The organism is Streptomyces sp. NPDC053427 (assembly GCF_044544985.1).
Taxonomy (GTDB): Bacteria; Actinomycetota; Actinomycetes; order Streptomycetales; family Streptomycetaceae; genus Streptomyces.
In genome coordinates, this window is the sequence record NZ_JBITYA010000017.1 from 16496 (window position 1) to 32629 (window position 16134).

Consider the following 16134-nt stretch of genomic DNA (forward strand, 5'->3'; position numbering starts at 1 on the left):
GGGCGCCGGTTGTGCACCGGCTCTCGGGACCTCGAACAGGCAACGACGCCATCGGTAGCCCGTCACGTCGCTCGTTCGGGAGGGCAGCGTGATGTTTGCGAGACTGGCGGGGTGAACACCGCCGTTCCCGCTCCGCGGGTCATCGCCGTCGTCGGCCCCACCGCGGCCGGAAAGTCCGATCTGGGCGTTGCGCTCGCCCGCCACCTGGGCGGCGAGGTCATCAACGCCGACTCCATGCAGCTCTACCGCGGCATGGACATCGGCACCGCCAAACTCACGCCCGAGGAGCAGCAGGGCGTCCCGCACCGCCTGTTGGACATCTGGGACGTGACGGAGGCGGCCAGCGTCGCCGAGTACCAGCGGCTGGCCCGCGCCGAGATCGACCGGCTGCTCGCCGAGGGGCGCACGCCGGTCCTCGTCGGCGGCTCCGGCCTGTACGTACGCGGCGCCATCGACGCCCTCGACTTCCCCGGCACCGACCCCGAGGTCCGCGCCCGCCTGGAGGCCGAGCTCGCCGCACACGGCAGCGGCGCCCTGCACACCAGGCTTGCCGCCGCCGACCCCGAGGCCGCCCGCGCGATCCTGGCGAGCAACGGCCGCCGCATCGTGCGCGCCCTGGAGGTCATCGAGATCACCGGCCGCCCCTTCACCGCCAACCTCCCCGGCCACGAAGCCGTGTACGACACCCTCCAGATCGGCGTCGACGTCGAGCGCCCCGAACTCGACGAGCGGATCGCGCGGCGGGTCGACCGGATGTGGGACGCCGGCCTGGTGGACGAGGTGCGCAGCCTGGAGCGCGCGGGGCTGCGCGAGGGCCGTACGGCCTCCCGCGCGCTCGGCTACCAGCAGGTGCTCGCGCAGCTGGCGGGGGAGTGCACCGAGCAGGAGGCGCGCGAGGAGACGGTGCGCGCCACCAAGCGCTTTGCGCGCCGTCAGGATTCCTGGTTCCGCCGGGACCCGCGGGTCCACTGGCTCAGCGGCGCCGCCGACCACCGTGCGGACCTGCCGCGGCTCGCGCTGGCGTGGCTCGAACGACCGGTCACAGCCTGATCACGTCATGGCATCGGGACGCTCCGGCCGTCATCCGGGCCCCTGAGGGCGTGTCATCATCGACCTTCGATCGAGGCGTGCAGTCTGAGTGGGGAGGGCGCGTGGCAATGGAGGCCGGCCCTCGCAACAGAGCCCAGGAAACGGACCACGGCGACGCCGACGCGGCGCCCGACGCCATGCCGCTGGCCCAGGACGGCCCGGACGGTCCCGACGGCCCGGCCGTCACCGCTCACACCCCGCCGGGCGGGCCCGGCACCCTGGACGACTCGGACGGCCCGGACGCCGGCCCCGACGCTCCTGCGGAGGGCGGCGAGTCCTTCCGGGAGCTGCGCCCGCCGCGCCGGCTGCGCCTGTGGCAGCTCGCGCCGATCGTGGTGCTCGCCTCCGTCGGCTCCCTGATGTTCGGCTTCCCGCTCGCGTTCGAGTTCGGCGGGGACGGCGGCGCGGTGATAGCGATGCTCGGCCTGCTGCTGTGCTGCTGCGCCGCCGGCTGGGGCATGATGGCCGCCCGCCGGGCCGGCCACACCTGGCCGGGACTGCCGCCGCGCGGATCGGGCCGCCGGGCCCGCTGGCACGTCGTCCTCGGCTACACCGCGATGGTGGCCGTGCTGGCGGCGCTCGCCATCTGGCGCGTGGCCCGCCTGCGCTGACCCGGTCCGCACCCCGTCCACGCCCCACGCCGCGTCCGCCCGTACGATTCAAGGGTGACCACGCAGCGCATCGCCTTCCTCAAGGGCCACGGCACCGAGAACGACTTCGTGATCGTTCCCGACCCCGAAGGCCGCCTCGACCTGTCCGCGGCCGCGGTCGCCCGGATCTGCGACCGGCGGGCCGGACTCGGTGGCGACGGCGTGCTGCATGTCGTACGGTCCGCCGCGCACCCCGAGGCGCGCGCCCAGGCGGACGAGGCCGAGTGGTTCATGGACTACCGCAACGGCGACGGCTCCATCGCCGAGATGTGCGGCAACGGCGTCCGCGTCTTCGCGCGCTACCTGCTGCACGCCGGCCTGGTCGAGGCCGGGGACCTGGCCATCGCCACCCGCGCCGGCGTACGCCGCGTGCACCTCGCCAAGACCGGCGATGTCACGGTCTCCATGGGCCGCGCCGAACTCCCCGCGGAGGGCGTCACGGTCACCCTGGACGGCCGCAGCTGGCCGGCCCGTAACGTGAACATGGGCAATCCGCACGCGGTCGCCTTCGTCGAGGACCTGGCGCACGCCGGCGACCTGCTGGCCGTACCGCCGTTCGGCCCAGCGGCGGTTTATCCCGACGGCGTGAACATCGAGTTCGTCGTCGACCGCGGCCCGCGGCACGTGGCGATGCGGGTGCACGAGCGCGGCTCGGGCGAGACCCGCTCCTGCGGCACCGGCGCCTGCGCGGTCGCGGTCGCCACCGCCCGCCGGGACGGGGCCGACCCCGCCGAGACCGGCCTGCCCGTCACGTACACCGTCGACGTCCTCGGCGGCAGCCTCTCGATCACCGAGCAGCCCGACGGCACCGTCGAGATGACCGGACCGGCCGTCATCGTCGCCGAGGGCACCTTCGACCCGGCCTGGCTGACCACGGAACTCGCCTGACAGGCACGCTTTCGTCCGGGAATTCGCTCGAATGGGTGGTCCGTTTCACGCTGAGCGAGAGGTGGACAGCGGTGCGTGATGGGCTCGGTAGCATCAAGCACCGGCCCGGGCGTTCCGCGTGATTCCGAGGGAGGGCGCCGCAGCGCCGGTCGACGCCGCCGGAGGTGCCCATGAGCGCAGAGGCCACTGACCCTGATAACGCCGAAGCAGTGGGCCGCAGGCGCGGCCGCCCCCGGCTGGACGTCCAGGGGCTGCGGCGGATCGGGCGCGCCGCGCTGCTCGGCGCGGCTCCGCGCGACGGCCTCCCCGACGCCCTGGAACATGTCGCCAAGGTGCACCGCCGCCACCACCCCGACGCCGGCCTGGACATCCTGAGCAAGGCGTATGTGCTGGCCGAGTCCTCGCACCGCGGTCAGATGCGCAAGAGCGGCGAGCCGTACATCACGCACCCCCTCGCGGTCACCCTCATCCTCGCCGAACTCGGCGCGGAGACCACGACCTTGACCGCCTCCCTCCTCCACGACACCGTCGAGGACACGGAGGTGACGCTCGATCAGGTGCGGGCCCAGTTCGGCGACGAGGTCTGCTACCTGGTCGACGGGGTGACGAAGCTGGAGAAGGTCGACTACGGCGCGGCCGCCGAGCCGGAGACCTTCCGCAAGATGCTGGTCGCCACCGGCAACGACGTCCGGGTGATGTCGATCAAGCTCGCCGACCGGCTGCACAACATGCGCACCCTCGGCGTGATGCGCCCCGAGAAGCAGGTCCGGATCGCCAAGGTGACCCGCGACGTGCTGATCCCGCTCGCCGAACGCCTCGGCGTCCAGGCGCTGAAGTCCGAGCTGGAGGACCTGGTCTTCGCGATCCTGCACCCGGAGGAGTACGCCGCCACCCGCCGTCTGGTCGCCGAGCACGCCGGCCGGCCCGACCCGCTCGCCGCCATCGCCGCGCGGGTCCGTACGACCCTGGACGAGGCCAGGATCCAGGCCGAAGTCCTGGTGCGGCCGCGGCACTTCGTCTCCGTGCACCGCGTCCGGATGGCCCGCGGCGAGCCGACCGGCGCGGACCTGGGACGGCTGCTGGTCCTGGTCACCGAGGACGCCGACTGCTATGCGGTCCTCGGCGAGCTGCACACCTGCTTCACCCCGGTCGTCTCCGAGTTCAAGGACTTCATCGCCGCGCCGAAATTCAACCTCTACCAGTCGCTGCACACCGCCGTCACCGGCGAGTCCGGGGAGATCGCCGAGACGCTGATCCGTACGCACCAGATGCACCGGGTCGCCGAGGCCGGCGTGATCGCACTGGGCAACCCCTACGCCCCGACGGACGGCGCGGACGCCCCGGACGGCGAGCGGGCCGACCCCACCCGCCCAGGATGGCTCTCGCGCCTCCTGGAGTGGCAGCGCACCACACCCGACCCGGACACGTTCTGGAGCTCGCTGCGCGACGATCTGGCGCAGGACCTGGAGATCACGGTCTTCTGCGCGGGCGGCCCGGCGAACGGCCCCGCGGACGGCGCCATCGGTCTGCCCGCCGGGGCGAGCTGTGTGGACGCCGCCTACGCCCGGCACGGCGAGGCGGCGCACTGCTGCATCGGAGCCCGGGTCAACGGGCGCCTCGCCACGCTCGCCACCGTCCTCCGCGACGGCGACAGCCTGCACCTCCTGATGGCCCCCGACTCCGCCACCGGGCCGGCTCCCGAGTGGCTCGACCACGCCCGTACCCCCGCCGCCCGGCTCGCCATCTCCCGGTGGCTGTCCCGGCCCACCGGCGACGACGCGGGCGAGCCGTCCCCCCAGTCCCCCAGGACGGCCCCCGCCGCCACCGGCCCCGCCCCCGGCGATGCGGCCGAGCTCACCCCCGCCGCCGTCCTGGCCGTCGCCGACCTGCCCGGCGCCGCCGTACGGCTGGCGGGCTGCTGCACCCCGGTGCCGCCGGACAACGTCACCGGCTTCGCGGTACGGGGCGGCACGGTCACCGTGCACCGCGCCCTGTGCCCCGTCGTGGCACGGATGGCGGCCACCGGACGGCAGCCGGTCGGGGTGCGCTGGCGGGGCGCGGGCAAGGCGGGCCACGGCTGCCGGGTAACTCTCCTGGCCGAGGCCTTCAGCCGGCCGCACCTGCTGGCCGACCTCACCGAAGCGATCGCCGCCCAGGGCGTCGCCGTGGTGTCCGCGGCCGTCGAACCCCCGCACGAGCAGCGGGTACGGCACACCTACACCCTGCATCTGCCCAATGCCGCCGGACTGCCCTCCCTGATGCGCGCCATGCGCGAAGTCCCGGGCGTCTTCGACGTGTTGCGCGCGGGACGGGCCCGGCCGACCGCCGCGCTACGCCCCTGAAGGCCTCCCCGCACCCGGGCGTAAGCCGGACGCCCGAACCACCGCCCTTTCGGGTGCCGTTTTGCCGTGCCATCCGCGGGCCGGGGACCTGCGCTGATAGCCGTAGCCCATGTCGCTTCCCTCGCGTCAACCGTCCCCCGACCCCGACCGTCCCGCCGTTCCCGCTCCGGCGTCCCGCCTCGCGCGCCGATGGATCCCGTCACGGGCCGGCCGGCGGGCCACCGCCCTCTCACTGGCCGCCGTCGCCCTCATCGGCGCGGCCCCGCCCTCCGGCGTCCCCGGTGCGCGCGGCATCGGCGACCGCCTGTTCCCCACCCTCGGCAACCCCGGCTACGACGTCACGTCCTACCACGTCGACCTGGACTACTCCGGCCACAACGATCGCCCCCTGAACGCCGTCACCGAGCTCACCGCCCGTGCCACCGAGCCACTCGACGACCTCAACCTCGACTTCGCCCGCGGCACGGTCCAATCCGTAGAGGTCAACGGCCGGCCCGCCCGCCACCAGCAGCACGGCGAAGACCTGGTGATCACCCCGTCCGCCGGCCTCTCCCCGGGAGAGCAGCTGAAGATCGTCGTACGGCACACCAGCGATCCGCGCGGCAGGGGCGACGGCGGCTGGCTCCGCACCGGCGACGGGCTGGCGATGGCCAACCAGGCCGACGCCGCACACCGCGTCTTCCCCTGCAACGACCACCCCTCCGACAAGGCGTTCTTCACCTTCCGGATCACCACGCCCCAGGGCGTGACGGCCGTCGCCAACGGAGAGCCCGCCGGGCAGAGCGAACGCGGCCCGCGGCGCGTGTGGACGTACCGCACCGCCCACCCGATGGCCACCGAGCTGGCGCAGGTCTCCCTCGGCCGGTCCACCGTGCTGCACGCCGAGGGACCGCACGGCCTGCCCGTACGGAACGTCGTACCCACCGCCCACCGCGCCGAGCTCGCCCGCTGGGCAGCCAAGACGCCCGATCAGCTGGCCTGGATGGAGAGCAAGATCGGCCGGTTCCCCTTCGAGAACTACGGGGTGCTGATCGCGGACGCCCGCACCGGCTTCGAGCTGGAGACCCAGACCCTCTCGCTCTTCGAGAAGGGCCTGTTCACCGCCCGGCTGCCCGAGTGGTACGTCGAATCCGTCATGGTGCACGAGCTGTCGCACCAGTGGTTCGGCGACAGCGTCAGCCCGCACCGATGGTCCGACGTCTGGCTCAACGAAGCCCACGCCACCTGGTACGAGGCGCTCTACGCCCAGGAGAAGGGCGGCCACCCCGCCTCCCTCGACACCCGGATGCAGCGCGCCTACCAGCAGTCGGACGGCTGGCGCGCCGACGGCGGCCCGCCCGCCGTGCCCAAGGCCGCCCAGCCCGGCCAGAAGATCAGCATCTTCCGGCCGTCCATCTACGACGGCGGCGCGCTGGTCCTCTACGCCCTGCGCGACAAGATCGGCCCCGCCGCCTTCGACCGCCTCGAACGCACCTGGGTGACCCGCCACCGCGACGGCGTCGCCGGCACCGCCGACTTCGTCCGACTGGCCTCCGACATCGCCGGCCAGGACCTGACCGGCTTCTTCCAGGGCTGGCTGTACGGCGCGAAGACCCCGCCGATGCCCGGCCACCCGGAGTGGCGGGCCAAACGGGCGCACTGACCGGCGGGGGCCCGCCCCGGTGGGCCGTCCGAGGCACAGCGGGCCCCGCCGCGCGAAAACGCCGGAAACCCGCGTGACGGGCCGTAACGGCCCGTGCGACCATCTTCGGGTCGACGCCGACGGCCCGCCGGGAATCTCCCGGGAGCCCGGGACGTTGTGGTTGTCGAAAGCCGCAGTACCAGCGACGACAGCCCCCGGCGGGACCGCCCGGTCCCCGACGACGGGGACTTCCCAACGACACAAAGGATCAAATGACCTCCTCTTCTTCCCTTCCGCAGGACCGGCAGCGCCTCCCGGAGAGCCTTCGGGCCGACGCCCTGATGGAAGAGGACGTCGCCTGGAGCCACGAGATCGACGGGGAGCGGGACGGCGACCAGTACGACCGCTCGGCCCGTGCGGCGCTGCGCCGCGTGGCGGGTCTGTCCACCGAGCTCGAGGACATCACCGAGGTCGAGTACCGGCAGCTCCGTCTGGAGCGGGTGGTGCTCGTCGGCGTATGGACCACGGGGACGGTGAGCGACGCGGAGAATTCGCTCGCCGAGCTCGCCGCGCTGGCGGAGACCGCCGGTGCCCTCGTGCTCGACGGCGTCATCCAGCGGCGCGACAAGCCCGACCCGGCCACGTACATCGGCTCGGGCAAGGCGCTGGAGCTGCGCGACATCGTGCTCGAATCCGGGGCGGACACCGTGGTGTGCGACGGTGAGCTCTCCCCGGGCCAGCTGATCCACCTCGAGGATGTCGTCAAGGTCAAGGTGGTCGACCGGACGGCCCTGATCCTCGACATCTTCGCCCAGCACGCCAAGTCCCGGGAGGGCAAGGCGCAGGTCTCGCTGGCGCAGATGCAGTACATGCTCCCCAGGCTCCGCGGCTGGGGCCAGTCGCTGTCCCGGCAGATGGGTGGCGGTGGCTCCGGTTCGGCGGGCGGCGGTATGGCCACCCGTGGTCCCGGTGAGACCAAGATCGAGACGGACCGGCGGCGGATCCGCGAGCGGATGGCGAAGATGCGCCGGGAGATCGCGGAGATGAAGACCAGCCGCGACCTCAAGCGTCAGGAACGCCGACGCAACAAGGTCCCCTCGGTCGCCATCGCCGGCTACACCAACGCCGGCAAGTCCTCCCTGCTCAACCGCCTCACCGGCGCCGGTGTCCTGGTGGAGAACGCCCTGTTCGCCACCCTGGACCCCACCGTCCGCCGGGCCGAGACGCCCAGCGGGCGGCTCTACACCCTCGCCGACACCGTCGGCTTCGTCCGGCATCTGCCGCACCACCTCGTCGAGGCGTTCCGCTCCACGATGGAGGAGGTCGGCGACTCCGATCTCATCCTGCATGTGGTCGACGGCTCGCATCCGGTGCCGGAGGAGCAGCTGGCGGCCGTGCGCGAGGTGATCCGCGAGGTGGGCGCGACGGACGTGCCCGAGATCGTCGTCATCAACAAGGCGGACACCGCCGATCCGCTGGTGCTGCAGCGCCTGCTGCGCAGGGAGAAGCACGCCATCGTGGTCTCGGCCCGTACGGGCCAGGGCATGGCGGAGCTGCTGGCCCTGCTCGACGAGGAACTTCCCCGGCCGCAGGTCGAGATCGAGGCGCTGGTGCCCTACACCCAGGGCGCCCTGGTCTCGCGGGCGCACGCCGAGGGCGAGGTCATCTCCGAGGAGCACACGGCGGACGGCACGGTCCTCAAGGCGCGGGTGCACGAGGAGCTGGCCGCCGAGTTCCAGCCGTTCGTACCGGCCGCGTAGCCCGCGGGCCGCATACCGAAGAAGGCCCGTCCCGGGGAAACCCGGGGCGGGCCTTCGTCATGCCGTGGGCGGTGCGGGCCGGGTGCCCGCCGGAGCGCGGCGGGCACCCGGCCCCTCATCCGCTTCCTACTTGTTGGCCCACTTCCGGCTCATCGCGTCGAAGATCGACTTGGCCTCGGGGCCCAGGTGGGGGCCGGCCGCCCACTTGGCGGGGCGCGGACCCATCGACATGTTGGAGATCAGCTGCGGCTTGCCGTCGGGACCCTTGGCGAACCAGGGGCCACCGGAGGAGCCACCGGTCATGGTGCAGCCGATCCGGTACATGGTCGGCTTCTGGGCGTCCATCGACAGGCGGGTCGGCTTGTCGGTGCACTGCTGCTGCGACGCACCGTCGAACGGCGCCTCTGCCGGGTAGCCCTGCGCGGTCAGGCTCGGGATCTTGCCGATCGCCGGAGCGTTGAAGTTGACCTCGTACGCACCGCCGGCGATCTCCTCCAGCGACTTGCCGCCGGTGTTCTCCTCGGGCTTGACGTGCATCAGCGCGAAGTCGTACGGCGCCATCGGCACGCCCGGAACGGCGCCGCCGTCCTTGATCCACTCCTTGGAGGTGGCCAGGTCGTCGGCCCACCACTTGCCCTTGGGGACGCGCTCCTCGAAGGGCTTGCCCTTGATCTGGTCGGCGGTGCCGCCCGTCTTGTTGAAGCTCGGCACGAAGATCAGGTTGCGGTACCAGCCGCCGCTCTTGCCGGCGTGCACACAGTGCGCCGCGGTCCACACCAGGTTGGACTTGCCGGGGTGCGCCGGGTCCTTGACGACCGTGGCGGAGCAGCGGGCGTCGCCGTCCGGCGTGCTGAACGCGAGCAGGCCGATGCCGGGCGCCGTCTCGTCGTACGGGGTCGCGACCGCCTTGGCCGGGACGGCGGCGGGCTCGGGATCGGTCTTGCCCTGGTCCTCGGTGACGTCACCGGGCTTGGTGTCGTCCTTCGGCGGCTTGGCCTTACCGATCTTGTCCGGGTTCCAGAAGTCCTTGATGATCGGGTTGATGAACTCCCCGGCCTCGCGGAGCCACTTGTCCTGGTCCCAGTTCCGCCACTCGCCGTTCTTCCACTTGTCCAGGTCGATGCCGTGTTCCTTGAGCTTGTCCTGGATGTCCTTGGGGATCTTGAAGTCACCCCCGCCCTGGGCCGAGTTGCTCGGCTTGTCGTTCGCGGGCTCGTCCGACGGTCCGCAGCCCGTCGCGGTCAGCGCCACCACGGCGGTGAGAGCGGCGGCGGCCAGGACTGGCCGACGTATCGATCGCATGGGTGAGTTCCCCCTGAGTGGATCCTGAATGAGTGGAATGGACCGGCCGTTGCGGCCCGTGCTCGGCCGCGCCGTTATGAACTTGTCATGAACAAGATCCCGGCGCGACCTCCCACTATGCCGGTGCCGACCAAGACGGCTCCCATCGGGTCCCCGGTTCCGCCACCGCAAGGATCTTGACGGTGGCCGTGATCCGCCGTCCGTGCCGTCGTTGGTACGGACGGGGGACCGCCGGGCCGCCCAGACGGTCCGCGCGGCATCCAACAGCACACCAGCAGGAGGACACAACTGCCGTGGCGTTGACCGAAACCGTGCCGACGGCGGTGCCGTCGGCCCACGAAGGGATCCTGCGCCGCCAGTCCCTGCGTGAATCCGCTGCCCGCACCTACGCGCGCTCCCTGCCCATCGTCCCGGTACGCGCCCGCGGGCTGACCATCGAGGGCGCCGACGGCCGCCGCTACCTCGACTGCCTCTCCGGCGCCGGCACCCTGGCGCTCGGGCACAACCACCCCGTGGTGCTCGAAGCCATCCGCACGGTCCTCGACTCCGGTGCGCCGCTGCACATCCTCGACCTGGCGACCCCGGTCAAGGACGCCTTCGTCACCGAACTGTTCGCCACGCTGCCGCGGGAATTGGCCGAAACCGCACGGATCCAGTTCTGCGGACCGGCCGGCACGGACGCCGTGGAGGCCGCCTTCAAACTCGTCCGCACGGCGACCGGCAGGGACGGCCTGATGGCCTTCTCCGGCGCCTACCACGGCATGACCGCCGAGGCGCTCGCGGCCTCCGGGGGAGCGCGGCACACCACCGTGACCCGGCTGCCCTACCCCTACGACTACCGCTGCCCCTTCGGCACCGGTGGCGAACGCGGCGCCGAACTCGGCGCCCGCTGGGCCCAGAACCTGCTCGACGACGACAAGAGCGGGGTGCCCCGGCCCGCCGGAATGATCGTGGAACCCGTCCAGGGCGAGGGCGGAGTGATCCCCGCACCGGACGCCTGGCTGCGGCGGATGCGGCAGCTCACCGCCGACCGGGGGATCCCCCTGATCGTCGACGAGGTGCAGACCGGCGTCGGCCGCACCGGCACCTTCTGGGCCATCGAGCACAGCGGGATCGTGCCCGACGTCCTCGTCCTGTCCAAAGCGATCGGCGGCAGCCTGCCGCTCGCCGTGATCGTCTACCGCGGCGAACTCGACGCCTGGCAGCCCGGCGCGCACGCCGGCACCTTCCGCGGCAACCAGCTCGCCATGGCCGCGGGCCGTGCCACCCTCGCCTACGTACGCGAGCACCAGCTCGCCCGCCGCGCCCACGACCTGGGCGCCAGGATGCTCGCCCGGCTCGGCTCGCTCGCCGCCCACCACGACTGCATCGGCGACATCCGCGGCCGCGGCCTGATGCTCGGCGTCGAACTCGTCGACCGCGACGCCGACGCCGATGCCGGCGGCGCCCGCCCCGCCGACCCCGCGCTCGCCGCCGCCGTCCAACGCGCCTGCCTGGACCGCGGCCTGATCGTCGAACTGGGCGGCCGGCACTCCGCCGTCGTCCGTCTGCTGCCACCCCTGACCATCACCGACGAACAGGCGGACGCGATCCTCGACCGCCTCGCCGACGCCATCGCGGCGGCGGTCCGCACCACCCCCGGGCCGACGGGCTCGTCCCCCACGACAATGCGAGGCACATCCCCATGAACGAACGCCCCGGTTCCGACGGGACCCCGGCCGCCGAGCGACTCCCCGCCCCCCACGGCGGCGCCACCACAGAGCCGACCGTGCCGCGCCAGCAGCGGCACACCGCGGACGACGACGCCTGCCACCAGCCGCTCAAGGAAGTACAGACCCGGCCGCCGGCCGTCGGCCACGGCGCACCGCGGCCCTGCGGCACCGCCCACGCCGATGCCCGCGCCGCCGACCCCCTCGACCACCCGGAACCGGCCGCCGCCGCCGATGCCGCCGGGATCGAGAGCCTGCTGCGCTGCTGGATCCGCGAGAGCGGCGCCCGCCGCCCCGCCGGCGGCCGGCTGCGCATCCCGCTCTACGCCAGCGGCACCGCCCTGCACATCCCCGTCCGCTACTGGTCGCCCACCGGCTGGCACCGCCTCGGCGCCCCGTCCCTCGAAGGCGCCCCGGCCGCCGCCGAGCCCCTGGACGCCGTCACCGTCGCCGCCCTGCTGCGCCGCGAGGCCGCGTACGGCGGCGAGCGCCGGGCACCGGACGGCGACGAGCGGACGGCCGACGGCGGGGCGCCGCAGGCGGCCGGCGAACGCCACCACGCACCCGAGGGCGAGCGGCCGCAGGCGCCCGAGGGCGACGGCGCCGAACTCGTCGGCCGGGTCGCGGCCTCCGTCCGCAGCACCGCCGTCTTCCTCGCCGACCGCCGCACCCGTCCGGCCGACGCCCATGCCTCCCTCTTCCTCGAAGCCGAACAGTCCCTCCTCCTGGGCCATCCGCTGCACCCCACCCCCAAGAGCCGCGAGGGCCTCACCGAAGCCGAGACCCGTGCCTACTCGCCCGAACTGCGCGGCGCCTTCACGCTCCACTGGATGGCCGTCCACCGCTCCGTCCTGGCCACCGACTCCGCCTGGACCGAACGCGGCAAGACCGTCCCGGCCGAACGGCTCACCGTCGGCCTCGCCGACGGAACCCTCCGCCTCCCCGACGACACCGTGCCGTTGCCGCTGCACCCCTGGCAGGCCCGCGAGCTCGCCGCCCGCCCCGACATCGCCGCCCTCCGCGACGCGGGCCTGCTGCACGACCTGGGCCCCCACGGCTCCCTCTGGCACCCCACCTCCTCCGTACGCACCGTCTACCGCCCCGACGCGGACGCCATGCTCAAGCTCTCCCTCGGCCTGCGCATCACCAACTCCCGCCGGGAGAACCTCCGCAAGGAACTCGAGCGCGGCGTCGAGGTCCACCGGCTGCTGCGCACCGGCCTCGCCGAGCAGTGGCAGGCCGTCCATCCGGGCTTCGACATCATCCGCGACCCGGCCTATGTCGCCGTCGACGGCCTCGACGGCCGCCCCGTCCAGGGCCTGGACGTCGTCATCCGCCACAACCCCTTCACCACCACCGACGATGCCGTCTGCATCGCCGGACTCACCTCGCCCCGGCCCTGGCCCGGACACCCGGGCGTACGCTCCCGGCTCGAAGATCTCGTCGGCAACCTCAGCGCCCGCACCGCCCGCCCCCGGGGCGCCGTCGCCACCGAATGGTTCCTGCGCTATCTCGAGGCGGTCGTACGGCCCGTGCTGTGGCTCGACGGCACCGCCGGCGTCGCCCTGGAGGCCCACCAGCAGAACACCCTCGTACTGCTCGACCCCGACGGCTGGCCGGTCGGCGGCCGCTACCGGGACAACCAGGGCTACTACTTCCGCACCTCGCGGCGCGCCGACCTCCAGCGGCGGCTGCCCGGCATCGGCGCGACCAGCGACACCTTCGTGACCGACGACGTCACCGACGAACGCTTCGCCTACTACCTCGGCATCAACAACGTCCTCGGTCTCATCGGCGCCTTCGGCGCACAGCGCCTGATCCGCGAGGAGATCCTGCTCGCCGCCTTCCGCCGCTTCCTCGCCGACGCCGCCGCGGCCCCCCGCGCCCACCGCTCGGCCCTGCCCGAGCACCTCCTCACCGCCCGCACGCTGCGCTGCAAGGCCAATCTCGCCACCCGGCTGCACGGCCTGGACGAGCTCGTCGGCCCGGTCGACACCCAGTCCGTCTACGTCACCGTGCCCAACCCCCTCGCCACCTAGCCCCGCCGACCCACCGCCACCAGCCCCAGGCGCCGCCCGCGACCCACAAGGACCCGCGGCGGACGGCCACGAGAGGAGAGCGTCGCCGTGCCATCCACCGACCCCGGCCTCAGCTCCGGCTCCGAAGACACCCTCGAGCTGCACCTCCCGCCCCAATGGGGCGCGTGGTACGCCGAGGAGCCGCGGACGCCGGCACCGGTCGACACCCCGACCGCCGGCGCCCCGCTCGCCAACCTGGCCGACGGGGCCACGGCCGACACCCCCGCCGGGCCGTTCGCGCTGGTCCCCGTCCGACTGGACCGCGATCTCGGCCGGATCGCCGGCTGGATGAACGACCCGGCCGTCGCCGCCTTCTGGGAGCTGGCCGGCGCCCCGGAGATCACCGCCGCCCATCTGCGCGCCCAGCTGGACGGCGACGGCCGCAGCATGCCCTGCCTCGGGGTGCTGGCCGGCGTCCCGATGAGCTACTGGGAGATCTACCGCGCCGACCTGGACCCCGTCGCCCACCACTACCCGGCCCGGCCCCAGGACACCGGCGTGCACCTCCTGATCGGCGGCTCCGGCGACCGCGCCCGCGGCCTCGGGAGCACCCTGCTGCGCGCCACCGCCGATCTCGTGCTGGACCACCGCCCCCTCTGCCACCGCGTCATCGCCGAGCCCGACCTGCGCAACACCGCCTCCGTGGCGGCGTTCCTGAGTGCGGGATTCCGCTACACCGACGAGATCGAACTGCCCGACAAACGCGCGGCGCTGATGATCCGCGACCGCACCCATCGCCACGTGCTCTGACGCCCGCTCCGCCCCCGGCGCCGTCCCTCGACGGCCCCGGCCGCACCGTCGCGGAGCCCACCGCATCCCACATCCCCGTCCACCGCCGCCCCGGTTGTCCCCCGCACGTGCCGGGCCCGTACCGCATCGAGGAGTCCCGCCTTGTCTCCCGCGCCCCAGCCCCCGCACACCGCCTGGCAGCATGCCGCGCGCCGACTGTTCGCCAAGATGCTGGCGGAGTTCGCGTACGAGGAAATCGTCACGCCCGAGCCCGACGGCACCGCCCCCGACGGCACCCCGCGCTACCGCCTGCCGGTCACCGACGACCTGGTCTACCGCTTCCGCGCCCGCCGCGGCGCCTACGGCCACTGGCGGGTCGACCCCGACTCCCTCACCCCCGACACCGATCCCCTCCGCTTCCTCACCCACGCCCACGACACCGTGCTGGGCCTGTCCGGCGACACCACCGGCCACCTCATCCGCGAGCTGACAGCCACCCTCGCCGCCGACACCCGCCTGGACGCCACCGCCGTCAGCGCCGCCGAGCTCGCCGACCTGGACTACGCCGCCCTCGAAGGCCACCAGACCGGCCACCCCTGGCTCGTCGCCAACAAGGGCCGGCTCGGCTTCTCCGCCGCCGACGCGGCGCACTGGGCGCCGGAGGCCCGTACCCCCGAGCGGCTGCCCTGGCTGGCCGCGCACCACAGCCTGGCCCACTACCGCGGTATTCCCACCCTCGCCACCCCCGACCGTCTCTACCGCGAGGAACTCACCCCCGCCGTCCGCGACACCTTCGCCCGCACCGTCGCCTCCCTGGGCCACGACCCGGCCGACTACCTCTACCTCCCCGTGCACCCCTGGCAGTGGGACGAGACCATCGCCCCGCTCTTCGCGCCGCAGCTCGCCGACGGATCCATCATCGCGCTGCCCACTGACAACGACCTGAGGCTCCCGCAGCAGTCGATCCGCACCTTCACCAACATCAGCCGCCCCCAGGGCCGGACCGTCAAGCTGCCGCTGTCCATCCTCAACACCCTCGTCTGGCGCGGACTGCCCACCGAGCGCACCCTCGCCGCCCCCGCCGTCACCCGCTGGGTCCACGGCCTGCGCGACGAGGACCCTTATCTGCGCGACGAGACCCGGGTGATCCTGCTCGGCGAGGTCGCCTCCGTCACCGTCGAGCACCCCCTCTACGACCGGCTGCCCGGCGTCCCGTACCAGTTCAAGGAGCTGCTCGGCTGTATCTGGCGGGAGCCGGTCACCCCCTACCTCGACCCCGGCGAACGCGCCCGCACCCTGGCCTCCCTGCTCCGGACCGACCCGTGCGGCCGGGCGCTGACCGCGGAGCTGGTGCACCGCTCCGGCCTGCCGCCGCGCGTCTGGCTGCGCCGGCTCTTCGCCGCGCTGCTGCCGCCCCTGCTGCACTTCCTCTACCGGTACGGCACGGTCTTCTCCCCGCACGGCGAGAACGCCATCGTCGTCTTCGACGAGCACGACGTCCCCACCCGCCTCGCCGTCAAGGACTTCGTCGACGACGTCAACACCAGCTCCCTGCCGCTGCCCGAGCACGACTCCATGTCGGAGGACGTCCGGGCGGTGCTGCTGACCGAACCGCCGTCCTTCCTCATCCAGTTCCTCCACTCCGGCCTGTTCATCGGCGTCTTCCGCTATCTGGCGCCGCTGTGCGAGGAACAACTCGGCGTTCCCGAGGCCGAGTTCTGGTCGCTCGTACGGGCGGAGATCCTGCGCCACCACGAACGCTTCCCGCGCCTGAAGGAGCGGCACGAGACGTTCGACCTGCTCACCCCGCGCATCGCGCGGCTCTGTCTGAACCGCAACCGGCTGCACGTCGACGGCTACCGCGACCGCCGCGAGCGCCCGCACGCCGCGGTGCACGGCACCGTCCCCAACCCCCTGCACGCCCTGTGACCGGTCCGGCAGTCCGTGACCGGTCCGGCTGTCAGTG

Annotated in this window: 11 protein-coding genes; 10 read left to right on the top strand and 1 reads right to left on the bottom strand. The window is 73.3% G+C overall.

The genetic code is table 11. The features are described 5' to 3' along the window. Positions 1-111 precede the first annotated feature (111 nt). From miaA to hflX, 6 genes are all read left to right on the top strand, one after another. Positions 112-1050, top strand: coding sequence for a tRNA (adenosine(37)-N6)-dimethylallyltransferase MiaA (gene miaA, locus ACIGWZ_RS36290; RefSeq protein ID WP_400071765.1), 939 nt, complete (start codon positions 112-114; stop codon positions 1048-1050). 107 nt (positions 1051-1157) lie between these two features. Next, entirely contained in the window at positions 1158-1700 is a 543-nt protein-coding gene (locus ACIGWZ_RS36295) for a hypothetical protein (RefSeq protein ID WP_400071935.1), read from the top strand. A 54-nt stretch (positions 1701-1754) separates the two neighbouring features. Continuing rightward, positions 1755-2627: a diaminopimelate epimerase gene (dapF, locus tag ACIGWZ_RS36300; RefSeq protein ID WP_400071767.1), complete on the top strand. Its 873-nt coding sequence runs from the start codon at positions 1755-1757 to the stop codon at positions 2625-2627. A gap of 170 nt (positions 2628-2797) precedes the next feature. Beyond that, complete coding sequence (locus ACIGWZ_RS36305; protein WP_400071769.1) at positions 2798-4969, top strand: RelA/SpoT family protein; 2172 nt, start codon at positions 2798-2800, stop codon at positions 4967-4969. A gap of 109 nt (positions 4970-5078) precedes the next feature. Then, positions 5079-6611 (top strand): M1 family metallopeptidase, encoded by a 1533-nt coding sequence (locus tag ACIGWZ_RS36310; RefSeq protein ID WP_400071771.1) that lies wholly within the window; start codon positions 5079-5081, stop codon positions 6609-6611. 251 nt (positions 6612-6862) lie between these two features. Then, positions 6863-8350, top strand: a complete 1488-nt coding sequence (hflX, locus tag ACIGWZ_RS36315; RefSeq protein ID WP_400071772.1) for a GTPase HflX — start codon at positions 6863-6865, stop codon at positions 8348-8350. 126 nt (positions 8351-8476) lie between these two features. Here the strand turns inward: hflX and ACIGWZ_RS36320 are convergent, their stop codons facing one another. After that, positions 8477-9652: a trypsin-like serine peptidase gene (locus ACIGWZ_RS36320; protein WP_400071774.1), complete on the bottom strand. Its 1176-nt coding sequence runs from the start codon at positions 9650-9652 to the stop codon at positions 8477-8479. A gap of 293 nt (positions 9653-9945) precedes the next feature. Here ACIGWZ_RS36320 and ACIGWZ_RS36325 point away from each other — a divergent pair, with 293 nt between their 5' ends. The 4 genes from ACIGWZ_RS36325 to ACIGWZ_RS36340 all read left to right on the top strand — a co-directional run bounded on the left by ACIGWZ_RS36325 (position 9946) and on the right by ACIGWZ_RS36340 (position 16097). Continuing rightward, on the top strand, positions 9946-11340 hold the full coding sequence (locus tag ACIGWZ_RS36325) for a diaminobutyrate--2-oxoglutarate transaminase family protein (protein WP_400071777.1): 1395 nt from the start codon (positions 9946-9948) through the stop codon (positions 11338-11340). Further along, positions 11337-13400 (top strand): IucA/IucC family protein, encoded by a 2064-nt coding sequence (locus tag ACIGWZ_RS36330; protein ID WP_400071778.1) that lies wholly within the window; start codon positions 11337-11339, stop codon positions 13398-13400. The genes ACIGWZ_RS36325 and ACIGWZ_RS36330 overlap by 4 nt, the downstream gene beginning before the upstream one ends. An 87-nt stretch (positions 13401-13487) precedes the next feature. Continuing rightward, entirely contained in the window at positions 13488-14189 is a 702-nt protein-coding gene (locus ACIGWZ_RS36335; RefSeq protein ID WP_400071780.1) for a GNAT family N-acetyltransferase, read from the top strand. 141 nt (positions 14190-14330) lie between these two features. Further along, on the top strand, positions 14331-16097 hold the full coding sequence (locus tag ACIGWZ_RS36340; RefSeq protein WP_400071781.1) for an IucA/IucC family protein: 1767 nt from the start codon (positions 14331-14333) through the stop codon (positions 16095-16097). The last annotated feature ends 37 nt before the right edge of the window (positions 16098-16134 follow it).